This is a genomic window from Hydrogenophaga sp. L76 (assembly GCF_057654755.1).
Window position 1 is genome coordinate 1,631,383 of sequence record NZ_CM172807.1, and the last position, 24,924, is coordinate 1,656,306.

26 protein-coding genes are annotated in these 24,924 nt (G+C 67.5%); 10 read left to right on the forward strand and 16 right to left on the reverse strand.

All coding sequences use genetic code 11. The features are described 5' to 3' along the window. Positions 1-10 precede the first annotated feature (10 nt). From AC23D4_RS07700 to msrB, 12 genes are all read right to left on the reverse strand, one after another. Positions 11-418, reverse strand: a complete 408-nt coding sequence (locus AC23D4_RS07700) for a PRA1 family protein (RefSeq protein WP_472889631.1) — start codon at positions 416-418, stop codon at positions 11-13. Beyond that, positions 415-798, reverse strand: a complete 384-nt coding sequence (locus tag AC23D4_RS07705) for a hypothetical protein (RefSeq protein ID WP_472889630.1) — start codon at positions 796-798, stop codon at positions 415-417. Before AC23D4_RS07705 ends, AC23D4_RS07700 begins: the two co-directional genes overlap by 4 nt. Before the next feature lie 16 nt (positions 799-814). Continuing rightward, positions 815-1,210: a hypothetical protein gene (locus AC23D4_RS07710; protein WP_472889629.1), complete on the reverse strand. Its 396-nt coding sequence runs from the start codon at positions 1,208-1,210 to the stop codon at positions 815-817. A 41-nt stretch (positions 1,211-1,251) separates the two neighbouring features. Further along, positions 1,252-1,518 carry a YMGG-like glycine zipper-containing protein gene (locus AC23D4_RS07715; RefSeq protein ID WP_472889628.1) on the reverse strand — a complete coding sequence of 89 codons (267 nt, stop codon included), beginning with the start codon at positions 1,516-1,518 and terminating at the stop codon, positions 1,252-1,254. Positions 1,519-1,569: 51 nt separating this feature from the next. After that, positions 1,570-1,887 carry a BON domain-containing protein gene (locus AC23D4_RS07720; protein WP_472889627.1) on the reverse strand — a complete coding sequence of 106 codons (318 nt, stop codon included), beginning with the start codon at positions 1,885-1,887 and terminating at the stop codon, positions 1,570-1,572. Between the two features lie 259 nt (positions 1,888-2,146). Beyond that, a complete protein-coding gene (locus AC23D4_RS07725; protein ID WP_472889626.1) occupies positions 2,147-3,364 on the reverse strand; it encodes an efflux RND transporter periplasmic adaptor subunit in 1,218 nt (405 codons plus the stop codon). Further along, the gene (locus AC23D4_RS07730) at positions 3,361-5,730 is read right to left on the reverse strand and encodes an ABC transporter permease (protein ID WP_472889625.1); all 2,370 of its coding nucleotides are present in this window, start codon (positions 5,728-5,730) and stop codon (positions 3,361-3,363) included. The genes AC23D4_RS07725 and AC23D4_RS07730 overlap by 4 nt, the downstream gene beginning before the upstream one ends. A gap of 7 nt (positions 5,731-5,737) precedes the next feature. Then, complete coding sequence (locus AC23D4_RS07735) at positions 5,738-6,478, reverse strand: ABC transporter ATP-binding protein (RefSeq protein ID WP_472889624.1); 741 nt, start codon at positions 6,476-6,478, stop codon at positions 5,738-5,740. Positions 6,479-6,573: 95 nt separating this feature from the next. Beyond that, positions 6,574-7,677 (reverse strand): M48 family metallopeptidase, encoded by a 1,104-nt coding sequence (locus AC23D4_RS07740; protein ID WP_472889623.1) that lies wholly within the window; start codon positions 7,675-7,677, stop codon positions 6,574-6,576. Continuing rightward, a complete protein-coding gene (locus AC23D4_RS07745; RefSeq protein WP_472889622.1) occupies positions 7,677-8,909 on the reverse strand; it encodes a YjgN family protein in 1,233 nt (410 codons plus the stop codon). Before AC23D4_RS07745 ends, AC23D4_RS07740 begins: the two co-directional genes overlap by 1 nt. A gap of 85 nt (positions 8,910-8,994) precedes the next feature. Beyond that, complete coding sequence (gene msrA / locus AC23D4_RS07750) at positions 8,995-9,579, reverse strand: peptide-methionine (S)-S-oxide reductase MsrA (RefSeq protein WP_472889621.1); 585 nt, start codon at positions 9,577-9,579, stop codon at positions 8,995-8,997. A gap of 20 nt (positions 9,580-9,599) precedes the next feature. Then, entirely contained in the window at positions 9,600-10,109 is a 510-nt protein-coding gene (gene msrB / locus AC23D4_RS07755; protein ID WP_290969526.1) for a peptide-methionine (R)-S-oxide reductase MsrB, read from the reverse strand. A gap of 161 nt (positions 10,110-10,270) precedes the next feature. On the opposite strand from msrB, the gene AC23D4_RS07760 reads away from it, so the two are divergent. From AC23D4_RS07760 to AC23D4_RS07770, 3 genes are all read left to right on the forward strand, one after another. Continuing rightward, a complete protein-coding gene (locus AC23D4_RS07760) occupies positions 10,271-10,651 on the forward strand; it encodes a hypothetical protein (RefSeq protein WP_487623718.1) in 381 nt (126 codons plus the stop codon). A 509-nt stretch (positions 10,652-11,160) separates the two neighbouring features. Continuing rightward, positions 11,161-11,439, forward strand: coding sequence for a DUF2934 domain-containing protein (locus tag AC23D4_RS07765; RefSeq protein ID WP_472889619.1), 279 nt, complete (start codon positions 11,161-11,163; stop codon positions 11,437-11,439). 196 nt (positions 11,440-11,635) lie between these two features. Next, positions 11,636-12,394, forward strand: a complete 759-nt coding sequence (locus tag AC23D4_RS07770) for a dienelactone hydrolase family protein (protein WP_472889618.1) — start codon at positions 11,636-11,638, stop codon at positions 12,392-12,394. A 101-nt stretch (positions 12,395-12,495) separates the two neighbouring features. Here AC23D4_RS07770 and AC23D4_RS07775 read toward each other — a convergent pair whose 3' ends face one another. Genes AC23D4_RS07775 through AC23D4_RS07790 form a run of 4 tightly spaced genes read right to left on the reverse strand, consistent with a single transcriptional unit; the run spans position 12,496 to position 18,903 of the window. Further along, complete coding sequence (locus AC23D4_RS07775) at positions 12,496-15,447, reverse strand: chemotaxis protein CheB (RefSeq protein ID WP_472889617.1); 2,952 nt, start codon at positions 15,445-15,447, stop codon at positions 12,496-12,498. Between the two features lie 46 nt (positions 15,448-15,493). Continuing rightward, entirely contained in the window at positions 15,494-16,180 is a 687-nt protein-coding gene (locus AC23D4_RS07780) for a response regulator (RefSeq protein WP_472889616.1), read from the reverse strand. Beyond that, positions 16,177-17,349: a PAS domain-containing sensor histidine kinase gene (locus AC23D4_RS07785; RefSeq protein WP_472889615.1), complete on the reverse strand. Its 1,173-nt coding sequence runs from the start codon at positions 17,347-17,349 to the stop codon at positions 16,177-16,179. Before AC23D4_RS07785 ends, AC23D4_RS07780 begins: the two co-directional genes overlap by 4 nt. A gap of 3 nt (positions 17,350-17,352) precedes the next feature. Further along, entirely contained in the window at positions 17,353-18,903 is a 1,551-nt protein-coding gene (locus tag AC23D4_RS07790) for a PAS domain-containing sensor histidine kinase (protein WP_472889614.1), read from the reverse strand. 450 nt (positions 18,904-19,353) lie between these two features. Between AC23D4_RS07790 and AC23D4_RS07795 the strand changes: the two genes are divergently transcribed. The 7 genes from AC23D4_RS07795 (at position 19,354) to AC23D4_RS07825 (ending at position 24,894) form a co-directional block, all read left to right on the forward strand. Further along, positions 19,354-19,974, forward strand: a complete 621-nt coding sequence (locus tag AC23D4_RS07795) for a phosphoribosyltransferase (RefSeq protein WP_472889613.1) — start codon at positions 19,354-19,356, stop codon at positions 19,972-19,974. 332 nt (positions 19,975-20,306) lie between these two features. Next, entirely contained in the window at positions 20,307-21,155 is an 849-nt protein-coding gene (locus tag AC23D4_RS07800) for a Crp/Fnr family transcriptional regulator (RefSeq protein ID WP_472889612.1), read from the forward strand. 118 nt (positions 21,156-21,273) lie between these two features. Next, positions 21,274-21,444 (forward strand): hypothetical protein, encoded by a 171-nt coding sequence (locus AC23D4_RS07805; RefSeq protein WP_472889611.1) that lies wholly within the window; start codon positions 21,274-21,276, stop codon positions 21,442-21,444. A gap of 154 nt (positions 21,445-21,598) precedes the next feature. After that, positions 21,599-22,114, forward strand: coding sequence for a CBS domain-containing protein (locus AC23D4_RS07810; protein ID WP_472889610.1), 516 nt, complete (start codon positions 21,599-21,601; stop codon positions 22,112-22,114). A gap of 93 nt (positions 22,115-22,207) precedes the next feature. Then, entirely contained in the window at positions 22,208-22,591 is a 384-nt protein-coding gene (locus AC23D4_RS07815; RefSeq protein ID WP_472889609.1) for a host attachment protein, read from the forward strand. A gap of 147 nt (positions 22,592-22,738) precedes the next feature. Beyond that, entirely contained in the window at positions 22,739-23,029 is a 291-nt protein-coding gene (locus tag AC23D4_RS07820; protein WP_472889608.1) for a hypothetical protein, read from the forward strand. A gap of 77 nt (positions 23,030-23,106) precedes the next feature. Further along, on the forward strand, positions 23,107-24,894 hold the full coding sequence (locus tag AC23D4_RS07825) for an ABC transporter transmembrane domain-containing protein (protein ID WP_472889607.1): 1,788 nt from the start codon (positions 23,107-23,109) through the stop codon (positions 24,892-24,894). The last annotated feature ends 30 nt before the right edge of the window (positions 24,895-24,924 follow it).

Sequence of the window (24,924 nt, forward strand, 5' to 3'; positions counted from 1 at the left end):
GGGGTCGGGATCAGGAAGGGCTGCTGCGGCGTCGACCGCTCCACAGCAGGGCAGCGCCAGCGATGACCACGACCGCCAGGCTGGTCTTGGGATGGCGGCGCACCACGGCCAGTGCCGCACCCAGCGCGTGGGTTTTCAGCGGCGGGCCGGGGAGCGTGGCGGGTGAATCCCGCATCCAGCCCTGGGCCAGCGCGCCGAGCGCCAGCGAAGCCACGGGGTGCGTGCCCAGGCTTTTGAGCACGGGCAGCGCCGCGGCCGCCACCCAGCCATACGAGGCATGGGCACGGCGATCCTGTTCCAGCCAGCCGGACAAGCGCTGGCGGTTGCTTTCCAGCCGGGCGCTGGCCGAGCTGGTGTGTGCGTGCCCGGCCGCTGTGGGTGGGGAGGCCGGTGGCAAAGGTACAGGGGTGTCGTTCATGGGGTGCCCGGGTTGCGCAACAGGGCAGCGTCCTCGGCCAGTTGAAGGCGGAGGCTGGCAAACGGTTCGACAGCCTCACGGTCCTGCGCCTGCCACAGCGCCCACAGGCCGAGCACCGCCGGCAACACCGGCGTGAGCACAAACAGCCAGGGGAAACGCCAGCCGGCCGAGGGCAGCGAAGCCCACAGGAGCAGGGCCACGCCCAGCAGGATGGTGGCCACCACCAGGCAGGCAGCGCCCGCCAGCTGGAACGCCAGGCGCCGCTTCAGGCGCGCGCTGCCGATCACCAGCTCTTCACCGAGCAGGCTCGCATAAGCCGCCGCGTGCTCCGCGAGCAACAGGGGCTGCGAAGCCGCCAGGCGGAACACGGGGTGGATCATGGCAAGCGCTCCGGGTTCAACGACCGTTGTGACCGCTGTGATGGCGGCTGAACAGGGCCACCAGGCCCATGAGCGCTGCGCCCACGGCAGCGGCCATCAGCATCGACTTGACCGGCTCATGCTGGATGTAGCTGGTGGTGGCGTCTTTCACATGCAGCGATTTTTCGCGCAGTTGGCCGGCGCCGTCGCGCACGGCGTCCATGCCGCGGTGCGCCAGCGCTTCGGTGTCGCTCACCAGATGATGGAGCGCGTTGCTGGTCTGGCTGCGCGCGCCGTCCAGGTTGCTGGCGAGCTGGTTGATGCCCTGCTGGGCCGCGCGCTGGGTGTTCCGTATGGCGTGCTCGGTGGAGTTGGCGACCGAGCTGGCCAGGGAAGAGGCGTCATCGCCCAAAGTGCTGATGGGATTGCTCATGGATTTCTTTCGGTGGGTTGAAGTGAAGGGCAACAGGCCATTCATCTGCGGTAGCGGCGGTCACGGCGATAGCGGTCGTCGTCGGTTTCGATCTGGTTGCCGATGACACCGCCGATGGCAGCGCCACCCAGGGTGCCCAGCGCGCTGCCGTCGGTGAGCACGGCGCCGCCCACGGCACCGACGCCCGCTCCGATGGCGGTGTTCTGATCCTGGCGCGACATGCCGGCGCAGGCACTCAGGCCCGCGACCAGGGTCAGCGAAGCGGCCAGCGTCAGCCAGCGGGATTCAAAAGGAATGTGTGTGTTCATGGGGGTGACCTCATCAGATTGGAGAGGCAATGCCGGGCCGAAGCCCGCCGGTCATTTCTTCATGCGCATGTCGTTCTTGATCGACTTGACGCCGGGCACGCCCTGCGTGACCTGAACGGCGCGGTTGATATCGGCCTGGGAATTCACAAAGCCGCTGAGCTGGACGGCGCCCTTGAAGGTCTCGACGTTGATCTCGGCCGACTTCAGGGTTTCTTCCTTGAAGATGGCGGCCTTCACGCGGGTGGTGATGACGGTGTCGTCGACATACTGGCCAGTGCTCTCTTGTTTGCCGGTCGCAGCGCAACCCACCATGGTGGTGAAGGCCGCAGCAGCCAGAAGAAGAACGGAGAAGCGTTGTTTGGTGATCATGGGGTACTTTCTGTGCAGAGGTTGAACGGGCTGCGCAACCGGAGGCTGCACCGCATGGCAGACCGGGTTCATGTCCAGTGCCATTGCTGACACGGTAAAGCCGGGCCCGCGGCACGTCTGTGCGCTGCCGCACCCTTGCTCTGGTGAGCTGAACGGACGTCCGCTGGCCACCTGCCAATGCGCGAACGGACCCAGCCCAGGGCACCCCGCCGGGCCGGCTTGCCGGACGGCCAGTGCCGCCCCCTGGGGGCTGCGGGGGTTACCGCTCCTTCACCGGCTGTCCGTCGGTGACGATGCTGCCCGGATAGAGCAGCACGGTCTCGCCCTCGCGCAGACCGTCCTTGATCCAGGCCATGTCGGCGTTGCGGTCGTTGAACACCACCGCGCGCGCGCGCGCCTTGCCGGCTTCGACAACGTACACGCGCCAATGCTCGCCATCGCGCACCAGCGCCGCGCTGGGCACGAGCACGGCATCGGCCTGCGACGACACGGTGATGCGCGCGTCCACGCGGAAACCGTCGCCCAGGCGCGCGGCGTCCGTGGGCAGCGCCGCCAGCCCCACGACCACGTTCACGCGCTGCTCTTCGATGCCGAGGGCCGAGACCTTGGTGAAGGCCACCGGCTCGACCCGCGTGACCGTGCCGGGCAGCGGGGGTGCGCCGCTGCCGGTGGAGAGTTGCACCGGCGCACCGGGCAACACCTGCCGCACCTCGCCCGAGAGCACATCGATCACCGCTTCCATGGACGCAATGTCGCCGATCTCCAGCAGCGGCAGGCCTGCGGTGACAGGGGCTGCGCTGTCCAGGTGCAGCTTGAGCACCTGGCCGTTCACCGGGCTCCTGATCTCCCACAGGCCGGTGGGCCGTTCGCCCGCAGCGGGATCGGCCTGGCTGAGCGCGGCGCGGGCTTCGGCCACCGCGAAGCTGGCCATGGCCTGCTCGGCCTGGGCCGCGGCCAGGGCCTGCTGCGCCGAACGCCGGGCCAGATCGGCCTGGTCACGGGCCGAGGGGGCGATGAAGCCCTGCTGGGCCAGCTGTTCGGCCCGGCCCGCTTCCAGCGAGGCCTGCGCGAGCGCGGTCTGCGCCCGCTGCACCTGCGCCGCGGCCGCGCGGCGCGCTGCGTCGGCACTGCCCACGCGCTGCTGCAGCACGGTGCGCGTGCGTGCGTCAATCAACTGGGGCGCTGTGGGCGCGAGCCGGGCCACCACGTCGCCCGCGCGCACCGGATCGCCCACCTTGAGCGTGGGCCGCTGCAACTGGGCCAGGGTGGGCGCGGTGATCACGTAGCGGTTTTTCAGGCGCAACTGGCCGTCCTCCTCGATCACCTGTTCGAAGCTGCCGGTGGTCACCGTGGCCACCTCCACGGTGATCGGCCGGGGCCGGTAGACCGCGTAGAGCAGCGCGGCGGCGGCCACCAAGGCCAGTCCGACGATGGCCCAGCGCCGGGGGGTTTTCCAGGGACTCTTTTGTTGATTCATTCGCGTACCTTCAAGACAGAAACCAGGTCCAGCCGGTCGATCTGCCGGCGCACCAGCAGCGCGCTGACAATGCCCGCCGCCAGCACGATCAGCGCGGCCGAAGCGTAGGTGGACGGCTCGATCACCACCGGGAAATCGATGCTGTCCGACGCCATCAGCCGCATCATCAGCGAGGCCAGCCCCCAGCCGGTGAGCGCCCCGATGGGCAGGGCCACCAGCAGCTCGGCGCCGAGCTCGGCCAGCAGCAGCACCGAGACCTCGGCCCGCGTCATGCCCAGCACGCGCAGGCTGGCGAGCTCCCAGGCGCGCTCGGAGAGCGCGATGCGCGCCGCGTTGTAGATGATGCCCACGGCCATGGCGACCGCAAACAGCGTGAGGATGCCGCTGAACACGCCCATGTTGCGCGAGGTGGTCTTGTTGAAGGCGGCCATGGTACCGGCCTTGTCGAACACCGAGCTGATCACCGGCGCGGCCTTCACCGCGCCCCAGAACGCGTCCATCGCCATCGGATCGACCTGCAGCGCCGCGTCGGCCACGCCGTTGCCGTCGCGCGCCAGCGCGTTCATCGCGTCCAGGTTCATGTAGAGCAGCTGGCCGAACATGGTGTGCACGATGTCCACCACCGGCACCTCGACCCGCTGCTGGTTCCAGAGCCGGAACTCCAGCTCGATGCGGTCGCCCACGCGTGCATCGAGCGCGCGCGCCAGCAGCGAGGACAGCACCACGCCGTGCGCCGGCATGGCCACCGCGCCGCGCGTTTCATCCACCACGCGCATCAGCTGCGCGTCGCTGCGGTAGCCGGTAAGCGCCGTGTCTTCGCTGCGCCCGCGCAGGCGCACGCGGACCGGCTCGGTGCGGTAGGGCTCGGCGTCGATCACGCCGGGCAGGCGCTTGAGGTCCTGCACCACGCTCACGGGCACCGGGCGGTGGAAGTTGACCAGCACATCGCCCTGCTGCACCTGGCGGAACTGCACGTCGACGATGTGCGCGATCGCGTCGATCCAGAAGGCACCGGAAATCTGCAACGCCACCGCAAGTGCGATCCCGGTCACGGTGAAGGCCGCGCGCATCGGGCGGCGTTCGAAATTGCGGATCACCATCATCGCGCCGGTGCTGACAAAACGGCGCAGCCCCAGCCGCTCCACCAGCGTGGGCTGGTAGGCCGGCGGCGCGGGCGGCTGCATGGCCTGCGCGGGCTTGAGCCGCACCACGGCGCGGATCGCGTTCCAGGTGCCCGCCGCCGCAGCGGCCGCGGCGAGCAGCGCCGACACCACCACCAGCCAGGCACTGGTCTCGTAGGTGAGTCCGTTGAAGCGGAACACCTCGTCGTACAGCCCGAGCATGCCGCGGCCAATGAGCTGGCTCAGGCCCAGCCCCACCGCCACGCCGAGTCCGGCGATGGCCAGCGCGAGCTGGATGTAGTGCCACGCGATGGCGCCGTCGCTGTAGCCCAGCGCCTTGAGCGCCGCGATCTGGCTGCGCTGCGTGGCCACCTGGCGGCTCAGCACCACGTTGAGGATGAACATCGCCACCGCCAGGAAGATGGCGGGCAGCACCGTGCCCATGACCTGGAGCTGGTCCAGCTCATCGCCCACGATCTTGGCCGAGAGCTGCTTGTCGCGCCCGACCGCGCCGAAAGCGCCGTAGGGCTCCAGCAAGCGGTCCACCTGCGCCAGCACCGGCGCCGTGGCCTGGCCCGCGTCGAGCCGCAGCGACACCTGGTTGAACGCGCCCTGCATGTCGAAGGCCTGGGTCATGCGTGCGCCGTCGATCCACCAGATACCGAAGGACTGGTCGTCGGGCGCGCCGCCCTGCGAGGCGAACACGTACTCGGGCGACGCGGCGGTGCCCACCAGGTGCACGCGCTCGCGCTTGCCGTTCAGGATCGCGTGCACCGTGTCGCCAGGGTTCAGCCCGCGCGCGGCGGCAAAGCGGTCGCTCACCAGCGCTTCCAGCGCGCCCTCGCGCTCGGGCCAGCGCCCGCGCTTGAGCGTGAGTGTGTTGATGCCCTGGCGGCCGGCGTGGGCGCGCGCCAGGTCCAGGCCGATGAAGCGCCCGGTGACCGGCGGCAGCACGCCCGGCAGGTCGATCTGCGCGTCGAACAGCACGTCGAGCTTGACCTCGGCGACACCGGGCAGCGCGGCGAGGCGCTCGCGCAGATGCACCGGCGCGCGCTTCACGTTGGCAAACACATCGGCCAGCCGGTTGTCGCGGTAGAAGTCATCTCGCGAACCCTGCAGCGACTGGTGCACCGAGAACATGCCCACAAACCCGGCCACACCGATGGCCACCACCATGGCGATGGTGGCCACCTGCGCGCGCAGGCGCTTCAGGTCGCGCCAGAGCTTGATGTGGATCGCCTTCATGCGCTGCTCACCAGCTCAGCGTGGACGCCGGCACCTTGTGCGGGTTGACGCGGGTCTCGACGATGCGGCCGTCGGCCAGGCGCAGCACGCGGTCGGCCATCTCGGCGATCGGCGCGTTGTGCGTGATGACGACGGTGGTGGTGCCGAGTTCGCGGTTCACGTGTTCGATCGCCTGCAGCACCATCACGCCGGTGGCGCAATCGAGCGCGCCGGTCGGCTCATCGCACAGCAGCACTTCGGGATTCTTGGCGATGGCGCGCGCAATCGCCACGCGCTGCTGCTCACCGCCCGAGAGCTGCGACACGAAGTGGTCCAGGCGCCCGCCCAGGCCCACCAGCGCGAGTGCGTCCTCGGGCTTCATGGGGTCTTCGGCCAGGTCGGTCACCAGCGCCACGTTTTCGCGCGCGGTCAGGCTGGGGATCAGGTTGTAGAACTGGAACACGAAGCCCACGTGTTCGCGCCGGTAGCGCGTGAGTTCGGCGTCGCCCGCGCCGATGAGTTCGTGCGTTTCGCCCGCGTGCGTCCAGCGCGCCGAGCCGGCGGTGGCCGTGTCCAGCCCGCCCAGGATGTTGAGCAGGGTGGACTTGCCGCTGCCCGAGGCGCCCAGCAGCACCACGAACTCACCACGCACGATGTTCAGGTCCACACCGCGCAAGGCATGGACGGCCGTGTCGCCTTCGCCGTAGACCTTGGTCAGGCCACGGGCGGTGAAAACGGGTTCGGCAGAGGGCTGGGTCAAGGCGTCCATGGGGTGCAGAAAACAAGTTGAGCTCAGCATACGCCCGACGACACACACCCGCTGTGCGGTCACCGCAACAGGCGCTGCGGCCCGGGGGGAAAATCTCAACGCGGGCCGGGCGCCTGCCACTCGCGGAAGAAGCGGATGCGCTCGGCATGGTCCGGATGGCTGGAGATGGCGATGGGCAGTGACACGCCCGCTCCGGTCTCGTCATCGCGCGCATCCACCGGCTGGCCCGAAACCTTGTCCGGGCCATTGGCCTCCATCAGCATGCGCTCGAAGAAGATCGCCATCACCGCCGGATGAATGCCGCTCGCGTGCAGCATCTGCGCCGCGTGGGCGTCGGCTTCGCGCTCGGCATCGCGCGAATACGACTGCGTGGCCAGGGTGGCGGGCACGGTGGCGAGGAAGCCGCTGGCGTCGCCCAGCACCACACCCACCAGTGCGCTGACCAGGCTGGCGCGCACCATCAGGTCCAGCCCGTGGCGGTGCTGCACGTGGCCCAGCTCGTGCGCGAGCACGCCCACGAGCGCATCGGGCTGGTCGTCCAGCAATTCCACCAGCTCGTCGGTCAGGACGATGCTGCCACCGGGCAGGGCAAAGGCGTTGGCGCCCAGGACCCCGCTCTGGTGAAAGGCGAGTTGCCAGGCCGGTGCATCGCCCTCGGGATGGGCGGTTTCAACCACCCGGGCAAAGCGCTGGCGCAGCGCTTCCTGCCGCGCGGCCGGCAGTTGGCTGGGTTCGAGGAACAGGCGGTCGAGCTGCGCCAGGCTCTGCTCGCCGATCTGGTTCTCCAGCGACTGCGGCACCAGTCGGGCCAGCGTGGTGCTGAGCCAGGGCACGCCCCAGACCCAGGCCGCGGCGAGAAACACCACCGTGCCGGCCATGGCGGCGAAGGTGGCGCGCCAGCTCTGCATCCAGCCCACCACGGCGCCCTCGCGCAGACCGCTGGCCTGAAACCAGGCATCCCACTCGGCGGCGCTGGCGTGCTGGATCAGGCCACCATCGGGCAGCCCGGTCTGGCGCTGGCCGTGGCTGCGGCGCTCGGGCCAGCGCACGCCGCTCAGCGGGTAGTGGTGTTCGACGAGGCCATCGTGCGTGCGCAGCAGCAGCTCGTCGCCCTGCACCCGCAGGGTCACCGAGCGCCCACGCGGGCTGCGCCCGTCAAACCACTGGGTCCGGATCACCCCGGATGCGCCCGCCTCCATCACAGCCCCATGTCGACGCCGAAGAAGTCGCCCGCCGCATCGCCCAGCACACCCCTGCCCGCCGGCTGCGCATCGGCCACCCATTCGTCCACATCACCCTGCACCACCAGCGCCATCGCTTCGAGCTTGACGCGCGCCAGGCGCACCTTGGCAAACGGCCAGTAGAGGCCGAGGGTGAGCGCGATCAGCAGCCAGTTGACCAGGCCGACGCGAAACAGCGGGCCCAGGCGCAGGTCGCTCCGGAACTGGATCTTCGGGCTGCGGGTGTGGGACCAGAGCAGGTTTTGCAGGCGCGAGGTCGTGTACGAGCCCACGGTCAGCGGCATCAGCACATAGGCCATCAACACGATGACGCCAAAAACCACCGCGGCCAGCAGGCCGGCGACCGCCCCGCCCCCTCTGCCCAGCTCGGCCCAGTTGGTCATGCCCATGAGCATCATCACCCCGAAGGCCGCACCCATGACGCTGCCCACCACCAGCATCACCACCAGCGCCACGCCCAGGATCTTGAAGAACAGGCCGTAGAACCGGCCCACGCCGACGGTGAGCTCGGTCCGCTCCTGGGCGAAGGTGTAGCCCCCGTGCTGGTAGCGCTTGATGCGTGCCCAGAGCCAGGGCAGCAACAACACAAACACCAGCACCACGGCCCCCACCACGGCAGCGGCGTAGCGCGCGCTCTCTTCTGCGACCGCCTCGCCCTCGACGGGTTCGGGCAGGAGCACGACAAAGGCCAGCGCGGGCAGGAACATCGGCAGCATGCTCAGGTAGGCCGATGGGATGTCGCCCACGAAACTCAGGCGCACACCGCGCCAGCTGGTGTTGCGCAGGCGGAACTGCAGTGAAGACCGCCACAGCAGCGGCCACAGCCCCATGAACACCACCAGCGCAACCCAGGAAAACGTCGGCATGAAGTTCGACACCGCCCAGTAGCCCAGGCCGAGCACGAGCACCAGCAGGTAGCCGCGGAACATCTTCCAGGGATCGGCATGGAAACCCAGCGGGTCGCCACCGACGAGCGTGTTGTTCTGGAAATAGGCCATGCGCCGCGCGCGGGCGAAGGGCAGGTAGAGCGTGAGCGTGACGAGGGTCAGCAGCAGGTTGACGATCCAGATCCGGAAGTATTCGCTGCCCGAGCCGGTGAAACGGATGTCCAGCGTCTGCGGCCGGTGCGCCGGCGCCGGTGGCTGGGCGTCCATCATCACCGTTTCGGCGAAATTGTCCGAATCCCTCATTCCCCGCCCCTTGTAGTGAAAAGTAGCAGGAATGCTACCACCGGGTCCGGGCCACTCCGGGCGTTCGGGAGGCCCCCAGACGGGGCTACTGCCAGAGCGACTTCACGCGCGCGTCACGCCCGCAGCTGTAGCGGTAGTAGTTGTAGCGCACTGCGTTCTTCTTGTAATAGTCTTGGTGGTAGTCCTCGGCCAGGTAGAAGGTGCTGGCGGGCGCGAGCTCGGTGTGGATGGCCTTGAACCGGCCGCTCTTGAGCAGGGCGTCACGGCTGGCTTCCACCACCTGGCGCTCGGCCGGGTTGCCCCAGTAGATGCCGCTGCGGTACTGGCTGCCGATGTCGCAGAACTGGCGGTCTTTCACGGTGGGGTCGATGTGACGCCAGAAATACTCGACCAGCTCGGCGTAGCTCACCTTCGCCGGGTCGTAGATGACGCGCACCGCCTCGGTGTGGCCCGTGTGACCATTGCTCACCTGCTCGTAGGTCGGGTTGGCGGTCTTCCCCGCGGTGTAGCCCGACTCCACCCCGGTCACGCCGGCGAGTTTCTCGAAGTCCGCCTCGATGCACCAGAAGCAGCCGCCGGCGAAGACCGCCGTGGCGGTGGCCGCCTGGGCCGTCGCGGCCAGGGCGCCCAGCCAGGCCGCAAGGGCCAGCGCACGGATAGTTATGTTCATGATGGGGTTCTCCGGAAGGTTCAGCTGCGCAGCGCCGGCAGCGCGGCGCCCTGGGGCACAAAAGCCAGCGCCACGCCGTTGTTGCAGTAGCGTTTGCCAGTGGGTTTGGGGCCGTCGTTGAAGACATGGCCCTGGTGTCCGCCGCAGCGGCTGCAGTGGTATTCGGTGCGCGGGTAGATCAGCTTGAAGTCGGTGGAGGTGCCGAGCGCGCCGGGCAGCGGTTGCCAGAAGCTCGGCCAGCCGGTGCCGCTCTCGTACTTGTGGGCGGCGTCGAACAGCGGCAGGTTGCAGGCGGCGCAGACATAACGACCCGGACGCTTCTCGGCGTTGAGCGGGCTGCTGCCGGCGCGTTCGGTGCCGTGTTCGAACAGCACGTCGTAGGCCGCTGGCGACACGATCGCCTTCCACTCGGGGGCGGTTTTCTTCAACGGAAATGGGGGTTCGGCGGCGTGCGGGGTTGCGGCCGGCAAGCCGACCGCGGCCAGCACGGCGCCCAGTTGCTTCAACAAGGTTCTGCGTTCCTTCTTCATCTCGGTGTCCTCGGGTTGGGTAGGGATGAGTCGGGGGGAAGAACAGAACCTTACAGGAAGGCGCTCAAATGCCGCGGCGGCGCCGCGGAGACCCTGACAGCCGTGGATGTGATGAAGGTCCGTCGTGGCGCAGCGCAGAGCCGGTTCAGATCGCGAACGACATGGCCACGCGCTACGGCATGGTCGAGACGCTGGGCCACGTGGCCCGCGAACCCCAGCGCCCGGCGTTTCTGGACGTTCCCGGCCGGGCGCAGAACGGCTGGCAGCCAGGACCCGAGACCCGGCAGCGCATCGATGAAGCGGTGCGAAGCACCGGGATGCAGGCCTTTGAGCAGGCCACCCACCTGCTGCAGGACCGGCGTGAGGTGCTGGAACGTTGCGCCCGTGTGCTGCTGCAGCAGGAAACACCCGATGCAGACGCACTGCGCACTTTGATCAGCCCACCCGTCGCTAGGTTGCCGACACCCGAAGTTCAGGCATCCCGAATACGGGCCGGCGGTTGGTCGCACCCGCTTCCGGCCCCGGTTCTGAAGAAACGGTGAGGCGCTTGGTGGTGGAGGTGGCCTTCTTGGGCAAGGTCAGTTCGAGCACACCGTTTTCGTGCCTGGCCTGGGACTTGGCCTGGTCCACCGGCTGATCCAGCCAGAGGCTGCGGCTGGCATAACCGTGTTGCCGCTTTGAGCTTGTGGTCACCGTTGCTTTCGACCCGCTCGACCTTGATGTCCGGTGCCGTCTCGCCACCACGGGACACCCAGGGGCGCAGGAAATTGCGGAATTGGGCGCGAGGGACCTTCATGGCATTGAGTGTGATCCACCCAGCCCCGAAGCCGACCCGCACCCTGCCAGCAAGAAGACCCCAGCGCAGGAGGTTGGCCGGTCGGTGGACAGCGTGGAGAACCACTGCCGCCGCTCATCGCCCGAGCGCCCCGCAGGGGCCCGTGCATTGAGTCAACGCAATGGACCGGCATTGACAGCGTCTTATGTTTGCCCGGTGCAGTCATTGCGTGGCAATGCCTGTGCGTTCATCAACCCCCTTCACAGGAGACACGAGATGGCACGACAACCGGCAACCACCAGGACCACTGCACGCGCAGCGAAGTCCACGAACACGACCCCTTCGCCGGAACTGAACGAAGGATCCGAGGCGCCTCTGGCGCAGGGGTCGTTGGATCGTGAGCAGGCCATACGCGAGGCCGCCTATGCGTGCTTCGAAGCACGCGGCTGTGAGCCCGGGCACGAACTCGATGACTGGCTGACGGCCGAGGCCCAGGTGCAGCAGGCGAACGGCGGTGCGGATTCCGGCACCGGCATTGAGCAGGTCAGCCACTGAACGGTGCATGCGGGACCAACCGGGCGCGACTTCAAGCGCCACCCCCATTCGCTGCAACCGGCCCCCTCGCCAGACGGATCCGGCCGCGAACTGCAGCGCCGTTGAGTGCGCTCAATCCCGGGCCGCCACGCGGCGAAACAATGTGCACATTGCTGTCACAGCACGCCACCCGCTGGATTCACAAAACGACTTTCGCATGAGTGCCAAACAGGACGCGCTGTACGCCACCCGCGCGGCCACCGAGGAAGGCATCGTTCCCGGTGGCGGTGTGGCGTTGCTGCGCGCGCGGCGCGTGCTGGCGCACCTGCACGGCACCTCGCTGGACCACGACTCGGGCACCCGCCTGGCGCTGCAGGGCGATCTGGCGGTGCCGCCCCAGGCCCGAGCACTGGTGCTGTTCGCGCACGGCAGCGGCAGCAGCCGCCTGAGCGAGCGCAACCGCTGGGTGGCCCGCGCGCTGCAACGGCAGGGCCTGGCCACCCTGCTGTTCGACCTGCTGACGCCGGACGAAGCGCACGACCGGCGCAAGGTGTTCGACATCGCGCTGCTGGGCCAGCGAGTGCAAGTTGCCTTGCGGTGGGCCAGGCAACGCGCAGACATCTCGGGCTTGCCGGTGTGCCTTTTCGGCGCCAGCACAGGTGCGGCAGCCGCGCTGGTGGCCGCGGCGGATCGGCCCCAGGACATCGCCGCGGTGGTCTCCCGCGGCGGGCGCCCCGATCTCGCCCAGGGGCACCTGCCTCTGGTGCAGGCGCCAACGCTGTTGATCGTGGGCGGCGACGACGTGGACGTGCTGGAGCTCAACCACCGGGCGCTGCGCCAGCTGCGCTGCGCCAAACGGCTGGAAGTGGTGCCGGGGGCCTCCCACCTGTTCGAAGAGCCCGGCGCGCTGGAGAGTGTGGCCGCGCTCGCGGCCGACTGGTTCCTGGCACACCTGCGCGCGCCGGCCAGTTCCTGAACGGCGAAGCCATCCCTTGCCGCGACACCCTGTTTGCCGAGGATCTGGACCTGGACGACCCCGGGCAGTTCGAGAACATCCGAGTCGGCTGAACCCAGAGGTCAGAGCACCTGGATGCTCAGCAGCACCAGATCGGTGTGGCCGCCCTTTTCGCTCACCCGACGCAGGGAAATCTTCAGGTTCTGTTGTCCCAGCGCAGGGAAGTCATGCACCAGTTCGAGGGTCTTGATCGTGCGCTCGGGTGACCCCATCGCATCGAGCCACTGGTGCATGGTGTCGAAATCCCACTGCCCGGCGCCGGTTTGGTAGAGGCTGTGGCCCACATCGCCCGCCGGATCACCACCGAAGCGACTCCAGTAGGCGCGGTTGGCGGTCACGATCTGCAGCTGCTGGTCCAGCACCACCAGCGGTTCGCGCACCGTGTCCACGATGGCTTCCGCCAGATCGCGGGCGCGGCGCGCGGCGATGGCCTGCACCCGCTCGGTCACGTCGTTGAAGGTGATCACCACGCCGTCGATCACGTTGTCCATGGTGCGGTAGGGCTGGATGCGCGCTAGGTACCAGACGCGACCCGCCTGCACCTCGCGCTCAATGGGCGTCAAGGTGTCCAGCACGGTGCGCGCGTCCGCCAGCAGGTCCACGTCCTTGAGTTCGCTGCGGATGTCGGCCAGCGGGCGGCCCAGGTCGGTGGCCACCAGGCGGTACACGCTGGTGGCGTCGTGCGTGAAGCGGCGGATCAGCAGCTCGCGGTCCAGGAAGATGGCGCCGACACTGATGTTGTCCAGCAGGTTCTTCATGTCGTCCTGCATGCTGGTCAGCTGCTCCACCTTGCTGTGCAGCTCGGAGTTGACCGTGACCAGTTCCTCGTTGACCGACTGCAGTTCTTCCTTGGAGGTTTCCAGCTCTTCGTTGGTGGACTGCAGCTCTTCGTTGGTGGATTGCAGCTCTTCGTTGGTGCTCTGCAGTTCCTCATTGGACGCCTGCTGCTCCTCGACCATCGCGCCCATGCTCTGCTTGCTCAGCATCGACTCGCGTTCGAGTTCCTCAATGCGCAAGGCTTCGGCTGAGAGGCCCGATTTGCTTTTGCGCACGCCGCGGCGGGCCACCGGCCTCTGAATTTCGCGAAAGCTCACCAGCAGCAGCTTGTGGCCAGGGCCAGGCCCGTTCAGCACGCGCACGCTCAGACCCACCGGCTGGGTCTCGTCGGGGCTGTGCACGGCGATCTCGCGGTCCACCGTCGGCCGGCCTTCGGCCTGCGCCTGGTGCATGGCCTCGCGAAGCTCCAGCGCCAGGCCTTCGCGCGCCATGTCGAGGATGTTGTTCGACGGCTGGCCCGGCGCCAGGCGCAGGTATTTGCCCGTTTCGCCGTGCACGTAGAGGATGTCGCCGTTGAGCTCGGTGAGCACCGAAGCCGGCGCGAAAGCCTGCAGCAGCGCGCGCCGCGCCAGCTCGGTCACCGAAGTTTCGCGCAGCAGGCGCGGGCCAGCCGCGCCCGGCTCTGACGGGATGCCCTCGGGGGTCCAGGCGATGCGGCTGTTGAGCAGGGTCCGGCGCGAGGCCAGGGTGGTCTTGGCGCGGTAGATGTTGAACTTGCGCTCGACCGTTTCAAACAGGTCCTGGTGGCTGCCGATGCTCTCCGACGGCGACAGGCACAACACGCCACCGGGCTTGAGCGCGTAGTGAAATATCGGCATCAGCCGGTCCTGCAGATCGGGCTCCAGGTAGATCAGCAGGTTGCGGCACGAGAGCACATCGAGCCGGGTGAACGGCGGGTCCTTGATCACGCTTTGCAGCGCAAACACCACCATCTCGCGGATCTCCTTGCGCACGCGGTAGCCCTTGTCTTCCTTCAGGAAGAACCGGCGCAAGCGCTCGGGCGACACATCCTCGGCAATGTTGGGCGGGTAGAGGCCGGCGCGGCCGATGGCGATGGCCTCGGCATCGATGTCGGTGCTGTAGATCTGCACCGGCAGGTCCAGGTGCTGCTCGTCCGCCAGTTCGCGCAGCAGTATCGCCAGGGAATAGGCCTCTTCGCCGGTGGCGCAGCCGGCCACCCAGATGCGCAGTGGGTCGCCCATTGCCCGGTCCGCCAGCAGGCCTGGCAGCACGTTGGCTTTCAAATACCCGAAGATCTCGGGATCGCGGAAGAAGCTGGTGACGTTGATCAGCATCTCTTGAAACAGGGCCTGGACCTCGTCCGGGTGCTCGGCGAGGTAGCGCTCGTAGTCCGGGATGTCCACCAGCCCATGCTGGGCCATGCGCCGTGCGATGCGGCGCCCCAGCGTGCTTCTCTTGTACTGGGAAAAATCGTGGCCAGTGGCCGTGCGCAGACGCATCAGCACACGCGTCAGGCGCTTGTCGGCGGCAGCGGCGCTCTGGTTCTGCAAGATGAGGCGGCGCAACCGCGCGTCGGCGTCCAGTGCCTTGGGCATGTCCTGCACCGCCAGCACCTGGGTGGCGAAACCCGCCTGGATGGCGCTGGCGGGCATGCCGTCGTATTTGGCGCTGGCCGGGTCCTGCACCAGGCACAGGCCGCCGGCGCCGTGGATCGCCCGCATTCCCAGGGTGCCGTCGGTGCCGGTGCCGGACAACACGATGCCCACCGCGGACTCGCCCTGGTCCTCGGCCAGCGAACGGAAGAAGCGGTCAATCGGCATCTGCCCGCCGCGTTGGCGCGACGACACGCTCAGGCTCAGCGCGCCGCGCTCAACGACCATGTCGCGGTTGGGCGGGATCACATACACGTGGTTGCGTTCGATCGGCAACTGGTGGCTCGCCTCGACCACCGGCATGGACGTGCTGCGCTGGAGAATTTCCGACAGGATGCTGGTGTGCGTGGGGTCCAGGTGCTGCACCAGCACAAAACCCATGCCACTGTCGGGAGGCATGGCGCGGAAGAACTGCTCGAAAGCCTCCAGCCCGCCAGCGGAAGCGCCGATCGCCACCACGGGAAAGGCGCTGAAGGCGGGGTGGACGGGCCCGCTGGCATCGCGAGCTGCCCCCGGATCTGTGTCGCCGGATGGGCTCGCGGTCGGTTTATTGTGGGTTGTCATCGCACCTCTCAAAGCCATCGAATGCCCCAAGCCGGCGCCCGGGGTCTCAATTGTCGTCGACAGAGGGGTCGATGAGTTCGTTGCCCAGCCGGTGTTCCAGACCAAAGCGGATCAGGGCAGCCGTGCTGTCCAGCTTGAGCTTTTCCTGGATGCGCTTCTTGTGCGTGCTCACGGTCTTGATCGACAGGTGCAGCGCATCGGCAATGTCCACCGGGCGCTGGCCGCTGACGATGCGCTGCAGGATGTCGAGTTCCCGGTTGGTGAGCATCTGGAGGTCGGGTACCTGGCTCTGGCCATTGAGCTGCAGCACCACCCGCTCGGCCAGCTGTGCCGAGAGGAACACGCCGCCCGACACCACCTTGCGCACGGCGGCCACCAGCTCGGTGGCCGCGCTGTCTTTGGTCACATAGCCATTGGCGCCGGCCTGCAGTGCGCGGATGGCGTATTGCTCCTCGCTGTGCATCGTGAGCACCAGCACCGCCACCGATGGGAACTCGCTCTTGATGCGGCGCGTCAGATCCAGCCCGCTCATGCCGGGCATGGACAGATCGACGATGGCCAGGTCGAAGGGCTGGCGGCGCAGATATTCGATCGCCTGAAAGCCGGTGCCGGCCTCGGTGATGCTCCACTGGTTGGCTTGCGGGTCGATCAGCCGCTTGAGCCCTTCGCGCACCACGGTGTGGTCATCGACCAGCAGCAGGCTGAGCAAGGTCTTCATCGAAGGTTCGTTCATCGGCAATCTCCGAGCAGTGCACCGGTGCCTGGCCGCTCCGCCAGGGGCATGACCAGTTCCAGATGGATCCACCCCTGAGGGTCGCGCGGCAGGTTGATCATCAGGCGACCTCCCAGGATCCGTGCCCGGTGCTCCAGGATGCGGGCGGCATCCGGGTCCAGCGACGGGGTGCTGGACGTCGCCTGGCATGGCCACCGGGAACGCAGCACCAGCACAAAACGGCCAGGCGCACAGTGGGTTCCGATGTGAAGTTCGGTGCTGCCTGCGTCGAACACCAGCAGGGCAATGGCCTGCTGGACGAAGCGGTAGAGCGCCAGCCGGGTCTGCTCGCCCATGTCCGGAGCCACAGTGTCCAGCGACAGCGTGAAAGACAGCTCCACGCGGCGGGCGGTGTCGTGCGCGAGCCATTCAATGGCAGCAGCCAGCCCCAGATCGTTGAGCATGGGCGGCCGGAGGTCCTGCGTGATGCGGCGCACGGTGGACATCGCATCGTCGAGCGATGCCATCAGGGCACCGATCCGTTCGCGGCAGGCGGCGATGTCTTCGCTGTGCGACAGGCTCGCCAGCTCCATCTTCAGCGCGCTCAGCCGCTGCCCCAGGTCTTCGTGCAGCGCCAGCGCCACCCGCTGCCGCTCCAGCTCGCGCGCTTCCGTGTCCAGGGCCGCGACACGTTGGTCAAAGTCGGCGAGGACCCGCGCGGTGACGTCGGTCAGCATGACCCAAAGCGTCGACTCCTGGCCCGGCAGGGCCATCTGCTGGCAGTCGATCTGGCCATGCCAAGCATCTGGACTGTCCGCTCTCTGCAGCGCCAGCTCAATGCGGTGCGGCCCCTCAGCACCCAGCACCTTCCGGGTGAACAGGTGCCAGCGATCGCCGTCGGCGGGCGACACAAAGCGCGAGAAACTGCAGCCCTCCAACGCGGCGCGGCGCTCTCCCAGCAACGTTGCGCCGGCCAGGTTGCACTCCAGGATGACACCACCCCGGTCGAGCGTGAAATAACCCACCGGCGCGAAGTCGAACAGGTCCCGGTAACGGTCACGCGCGACAGACAGGTCGGTCTGTGTGCGCCGCAACTCATCGTTCTGCGATGCCAGCTCGATCTGGTGGACATGCAGTTCGTGGGCCAGTTTGTCGGCGAGCCCGCCCGGGGTCTGGCGTTGGGATGGCATGGCTCAGGTCCTGGTGTCAGAGGGGGTGGCGCCAGCAACCAGCTGGGACAGGCTCGCCGCGCTCTCCAGCGGGTACCCGGTGGCATCCTGACCGGACATGGGCAACCTCACGACCATGCTCGCGCCGCCACCCGGCAGGTTGCCCAGGCTCAGGTCTCCGCCCAGCATGAGCACGCGCTCGCGGATGCCGATCAGGCCAAATGATTTTCCCGGCACCCGCAGCGACGGGTCGGGAAACCCGGTGCCGTTGTCTTCGATGCGCAGCTCGATGAGCGAGTCCGCGTGGACCATGGAAATCGCCACGCGGGTGGCCTTTGCGTGGCGCACGATGTTGGTCAAGGCCTCCTGCACGATGCGGTAGAGCGCCGTCAGGACCTTCTGCGACATCAGGTCCGGCAGCTGGTCGCAGCGCAGCGCCACCTGCAACCCTGACCGTCGTTCATATTCCTGGGCCAGCCATTCGATGGCCGCGTTCAGGCCCAGGTCGTCCAGCATCAACGGGCGCAGACCCAGGGAAATCCGGCGCGTGGCGGCCATCGTGTCGTCAACCATCTGGATCATGAATTGGGTTCGCGCCGAAGGGATGCCTGGCGTTTCGATGCCCTCCAGCGCCGACAACTCCAGCTTCAGGGCCGTGAGCCGCTGACCGAGCTCGTCGTGCAGCTCGCGGGCAATACGCCGCTGGTCCTCTTCGCGCGTGTCCACCAGGCTCGCCGCGAGGTTCCGCAGGGTTCGCCGCGACTCCAGCAGCGCCCGCCGTTCCTGCGACTGCTTCGTGATGTCGGAGAGCACCATCTGAACCAGGGTGCGCGAGTGGTCCGGCAGCGCCGCAACCACCATCTCGACATCCCGGGACGAGCCATCGCGGCGGGCGATCTTCCCGTGCATGGGCAGCACCTCTTCCGCCGAGGCCAGCGCATGGGCCACCATTTCGCGCACCCGCTCGTGGGTCGCGGGGTGCAGCAGCGTATAGATCGACTGCCCGGTCAGGCTTTCGCGCTGCGCCACGCCGAACAGCCGGGCACAGGCGCTGTTGGCATAGACCACCGACTCGCCTTCGGTGATCCAGATCGCCACGGGCAGCAAGTCAAACAGCGTGCGCATCCGGCGATTGAGCTGGTCGACCTGGGCCGCGAGTTTGTGCTCGTTGCTCAGATCGCGCAGCATCGCCGTGAAGTAGCTGTGGCCGCCCAGCTTGCTGGAGGCTTCCACCTGGCAGATCGCGGCCTCCAGCGGGAACTCGGAGCCGTCCGCGCGCAAGCCCATCAGTTGTCCCCGCTCGCTCATCGGACGTTCGACGACCCCAGAGGCCATGAATTCCTGCACATGCGCCGTGTGCCGTTCGCGCAAGGCACCCGGAATCAGGACCGACAGGTCTTGCCCCAGCAACTGCGCGGCCGGCCGGCCAAACATGCGCTGCGCGGCCGGGTTGATCATCACGATGTGCATCGCCTCGTCGATGGTGACGATGCCTTCCAGTGCCGCATGGATCGCACCGGACTGGACAACCGCATCCATCTCCATGGGATCTGCTGACGAACGGGGGTTGTACATGCCTGCGCCTCCTTCGGATCTTTTCATCATAGTGGGGCCTCGCCTTTTCGGGCCCGCCGAACTGCAAACGGGATGATCAAAGTCACGGGAGGCCAGAACCCAAGGCAGGCCCCAGGCCATTGTTCCAGAATACGCCTACCCGGTATCGGAAGAATTCCCCGGCCCATGCATCGGTTTCGGGGTTCACCTGAATGCCGAGTCCGATAGCCAGGATGGGCGGTTTGTCTCATGCTGAACGATGACTGTCCTTGCCGGCAAGACACCTGAAGGGAACCTGATGCACTGCGCAGATCCAACGATGGCCGCCAGGCCAGCGCCGCGGAAACGCCCACGAACGCACCCCAAGCTACCCGAACCGGTCTCCACCACAGCGCCAGCCTGCCACCCCGACTTCAGCATCCCGTTGCTGCAGCCGGCGCCCGCAGGCCGGGCCGATTGAAAGGAACCGCCATGTTCCACGACCGCGAAGACGCCGCCCGCCAGCTGGCGACCCGCCTGGACGCCTACCGGAGCCAGAAGCCGCTGGTGCTCGCCATTCCCCGTGGCGCCGCGCCCATGGGCAAGACCCTGGCCGGTCTGCTCCAGGGCGACTTCGACGTGGTGCTGGTGCGCAAGCTGCACGCGCCATTCCAGCCCGAGCTGGCCATCGGCGCCATCGACGAGAGCGGCTGGAGCACCCTCGCGCCGTATGCGGCCGAGGTCGGCGCCGATCCGGACTACATCGCCGAAGAAAAGCGCCAGCAGCTCCGGGCACTCGATGCGCGCCGCGCGATGTACTCGCCGCTGCGCACCCCCATCGACCCGGCCGGTCGGGTGGTGATCGTGGTGGACGATGGCCTGGCCACCGGCGCGACCATGATCGCCGCGCTGCACAGCGTGCGGCAGCGCCAGCCGAAGCGGCTGGTCTGCGCCGTGCCCGTGTCGTCGCCCGAAGCGCTGGAGAAGGTCCGTTCCCTGGCCGACGAGGTGGTCTGCCTGCACGCCCCCGAAGACTTCCAGGCCGTCGGCCAGTTCTACCTTCACTTTCCCCAGGTGGAGGATGACGAGGTGATCGAACAGCTCAGGGCCTGAAGCACGCGGCCGCTCAGAACGTGTTTGCGTTCGCAGGCGGGCACCGGGCTGATCCAGCACCATGGCGCACAGGGTGTTGCTCATCTCGCTGCCCTTTCGTCGCCATTTGCGGGGGGTCATGGGCATGTTGCAGCAACGGCCCTGGCGCCAGGACAGCGCCGCCCGGTGGTAGCTCGCCAGAATACTCCTACCCCGTATCAGCCAAAAACCACCGACCAGTGGCTCTGTTTCCGGGTTTATCTGAATACCGAGTCTGATAGCCGGGATGTGCGACTTGCAGCATGCTGAAGGTTTGCTGAGCGCACCAAAAAGTCCCCTTCAGGAGTCTCCCGATGAGCCGTACGGACCCGATCCAGATCGCCACCCAGCGAACGTCGCGTGGTCCGATACCCACCAAGCCTGTGGGGGCCACCTTCGCCGATTTGTTGCAGATGTCAGGCGTTCCCGTCGATCCTTCGGGCACTGCTGCACGCACACCATTGACCCTCCGCAAGGTGCACGCCGGCGAGCGCCTGGTGCACGAAGGTGCACCGGCCAATGCCATCTTCTTTGTGTGCGCAGGCACCTTCAAGGTCTTCCGGACTGACGAGGACGGCTACGAGCAGGTGCTGGCCTTTGCCCTGCGCAGCGAGGTACTGGGATTTGACGCGCTTTGCATGACGTCTTACCCGGTGGCCATTACCGCCCTGGAGGAGTCCGCCGTCTATGTGATCCCGAGGTGCGACATACCGCGCCTGTGTGAAGCGCTCCCGGCCTTTGGTCTGATGCTGCAGCGCTCCGGAAGCATCACCCTGGCGCGCAGCCGTGAACTGGTGGACATCATGGCGGCGGTCGCGTCCGAGGTGCGGCTGGCACGCTTTCTGATTCAGCATTCCAGACGCATGGCGGACTGTGGCCAGTCGCCCCACCGTTTTCTCCTGCGGATGGGTCGGCGCGAGCTATCCAGCCTGCTTGGCGTGGCGCACGAGACCGTCAGTCGCAGCTTCACCGCCCTCTCGGCGCTGGATCTGATCCAGGTGAGCGCCCGCGAGGTCGAAATCCTGGACATGGACCGGCTCGGCGCCTTTGCACGCAGCACCCGGCGGCAAATGGATGCACCGATGCTTGTGCGCACCCGCACACCGGCCGACCGCACGCCCACTCAGCGCAGGCACGCACCCTCCCGCGGTCTCGCGGCTTGATGCCACGGGCACCAGGCCATGACCGCGCTGTCAGACTGAATCGGCACCTTGGGCGAGGCCTCTGTGCGCGGAGGCCAGTCACGGCCGCACCGCGCCATCGGCACACAGCTGGCCGGAGATGGATCTCTACGGGGTCATGGCGCAAGGCAGTTTCCGCTACGGCGCGCTTTGCCATCGCCTGGATCTGTTGAAGGCCGAAGACCTGCTCCCGCTGATGGCAGAACAGCTGCGCGACTTGGCCGCCACCATTGAAGCCGAAACCCTTCGTGAACACCGCAACCGCCCCTGATACGCAGCGTTCCCGATGTTGCCGACAACACACCGCTCAGACAGCTGACCCTGCCAGCGCCATCCGTTGATTGAACGCAATTTCACAACCGCCTAAAGGAGCACGATGAAACACTTGATCACTCCGCTCGAAACGGCTCACCAAGGAGGGCCCCATGCAAGTCAGCACCATCTGCAACCGAGACATTGTCACCATCGACGCGCAGTGCTCGCTCATGGAGGCTGCGCGCATGATGCGCGATCACCATGTGGGAATGCTGGTCGTCACCTGCACCGATGCCAGAGGCGAGCAGGTGTGCGGCATCGTGACCGACCGCGATCTGGTCGTTGACGCACTGGCCCGCATGCCGCTGGAGCTGGATGTGGAAGTGGGCGATCTGGCCCACGTGGACCTCACGCTGATTGCCGAGAACGCCAGCCTGGACCAGGCGGTTGCCACCATGCAGGACAGTGGCGTGCGCCGCCTTCTGGTGACCGATGGTGAGCGTCGCCTGAGTGGCATCGTTTCACTGGACGATGTGATCGAAGCCTGCGCGGAGCAGGTGGGTGGACTGGCAGCGATCATCCGCAACGGCATGGACCGGGAATTTGCGATGCACACGCCGAAGGCCGAGCCGGGCAAAGCGCCCAGCCTGCCGGGTGATCAACGCGGTTGCGGTCAACGCTTGTGAAACGGGTGTTGAAGCCGCGTCTGGGGAGCCGGCATTGAGCCTGCTCAACGCCGGGGGCAACAAGCCGCCTGGCGTGGTGCCCTTGGAGCCGACATGACGAAACAATGGATTCTGGTTGCCAACAGCTCCATCGCCCGCATCTTTGTCAGAAACTCGCGCAGCGAACCGCTGGAGGTGCTGGAAACCATCCACCACCCGGAAGGCCGGCTCCAGCGCAGCAAACTGGCGCGTGATCGGCCGGGGCATGAGCGCAGCGACACCAGCACGGCGGCCGCCCGCTTCGACGAAGGTCTGTCGACGGGCCAGTTCGACAGGCTGTGGCTGTGCGTCTCCAGTCCGCTGCTGGGCGAACTGAAGGCAGCGCTCAGCAGCACCGTGGACCGACGGGTCGAGTTGGCTCAGGACATCGATTTCACGGCACTCGACGTGGGTGAGATCGAAAAGCGGATTCAGGGGAATTCGCGACCGGCATCCTGAAGCCGGCCAGAGGGCCAACCCGGGTCCGGGCACGCCGGAGCATCCCGCCGCCAACGGCCCCGCAGGCCCGACCGCGGGTGCTGAATACCCATCAACCGACGAATGGACCAGCAAGCTTGCACAAACAGGGATATGCTGCAGTGCAACATGAACGCTTCCACCGCGCCCATCCAGCACAGTCTTGAGGATCTGCTTGGCGACCTGCAACACGCTCGCCGCAGTGGCGACCTGAGCCGCCTGGCTTTGCTGGCCTATTGTGAAGTGCGGCGCTGGGCCCGTCAGGCCGGGGAGCAGGCGCTGGCCGAACGATCCACCGAACTGATCACCCAGAGCCCGCCTGCCAGCCGAGCAGCCTTCATGGCGCAGGTGGACGTGCTGATCTCCGACCTGGAGCAGGTGCACTCGCGCGTCGTGAGTCAGCAGCCCCCCCTGCACTGAACACCGCTCTCCGGCCGTGCGGCGGACGCATGCCGATGCACCAACGCCCCCGTTGAAAACCCGGCACACTCATCGTCATGAGTGCCCCCTCCCCCACCGAACGCCCCAGATCCACCACCCCCACCGCGCTCGGCGGCCTGCGGCCGTTCATGCGGCCGTACCGGTTGCAGATCGGGCTGGCGGTCCTGTTCCTGATCGGGGCCGCAGCGGCGACGCTGCTGTTCCCGGTGGCACTGCGCCACCTCATTGATGGTGGTCTGGTGTCGGGCGACCGCGGTGCGCAGGCGGTGGCGCTGCGCGGCCATTTCCTGCAACTCTTTGGCGTGGCGGTGGCGCTGGGCCTGTTTTCGGCGGCCCGCTTCTACCTGGTGAGCTGGCTGGGCGAACGCATCACCGCCGACCTGCGCAACGCGGTGTACAGCCACGTGCTGCGCCAGAGTCCGCAGTTTTTTGAAACCACGCAGACCGGCGAGGTGCTGAGCCGCCTGACAACCGACACCACGCTGGTGCAGACCGTGGTGGGCTCGTCACTCTCCATGGGCCTGCGCAACGCCTTCATGGGCGTGGGCGCGGTGGTGATGCTGGTCTGGACCAACCCGTATGTGATGCTGCAGGTGTCGCTGATCATCGTGCTGGTGGTGCTGCCGAGCATGTGGTTCGGCCGGCGCGTGCGCAAACTGTCGCGCGCCAGCCAGGACCGCGTGGCCGACTCCAGCGCGATCGCCGCCGAGGTGCTGAACGCGATCCCCATCGTGCAGAGCTACACCGCCGAAGACCGCGAGGCGCAACGCTTCTCGGACTCGACCGAACAGGCCTTTGGCACCGCGGTCAAGCGCAGCCGGGCGCGCGCCGGGCTGGTGGCGTTCATCATCATCAGCACGGCGGCCCTGCTGCTGTGGGGCCTGTACCAGGGCACGCAGGCCGTCATTGCCGGCGAGATCACGGCCGGCCACCTGGGGCAGACGGTCGTTTACATCATCATCCTCGCCGGTGCGGTGGCGGTGCTGGGCGAGGTCTACGGCGACCTGCTGCGCGCCGCCGGCGCGAGCGAGCGACTCATGGAGTTGCTGAAGCTGGAGTCACCGGTGCAGTCGCCCGCCGTTCCGGTGGCCGCGGTCACCCCGCAGGGTGGCAGTGCGCTTCGGTTTGAAGACATCACCTTCCACTACCCTTCCCGACCCGCGCAAGCCGCTCTCTCCGGTTTCAGCCTGACGGTGAAACCCGGCCAGACGGTGGCGCTGGTCGGGCCGAGCGGTGCGGGCAAGAGCACGGTGTTTGGTCTGCTGCTGCGCTACTACGACCCGGCTTCGGGCTCGATCGCACTGGACGGCGTGCCGATCCACCAGCTGAGCCTGCACGAGTTGCGCAGCCGCATCGGCATCGTGCCGCAGGACCCGGTGATCTTCTCGTCCAGTGCCATGGAAAACATCCGCTACGGCAAGCCCGGCGCCAGCGATGACGCGGTGCGCGCTGCGGCCCAGGCCGCTTTTGCCGACGAGTTCATCACCCAGCTGCCCGAGGGCTACCACACCTTTCTGGGCGAACGCGGTGTGCGCCTCTCCGGCGGACAGCGCCAGCGCATCGCCATCGCGCGCGCCATGCTGAAAAACCCGCCACTCCTGTTGCTGGACGAAGCCACCAGCGCGCTGGACGCGCAGAGCGAGCGCATGGTGCAGGCCGCGCTGGAATCGGCCATGAAAGACCGCACCACGCTGGTCATCGCCCACCGCCTGGCCACCGTGCAGCAGGCCGACCACATCGTGGTGCTGGACCACGGGCACCTGGTGGAGCAAGGCACTCACACGGAGCTGGTGGCGCACGGCGGCGTGTACGCGGGCTTGGCGGCGCTTCAATTCAACGCCTGACGGTAACCGTCAGAGCACCCCGTGGGATCG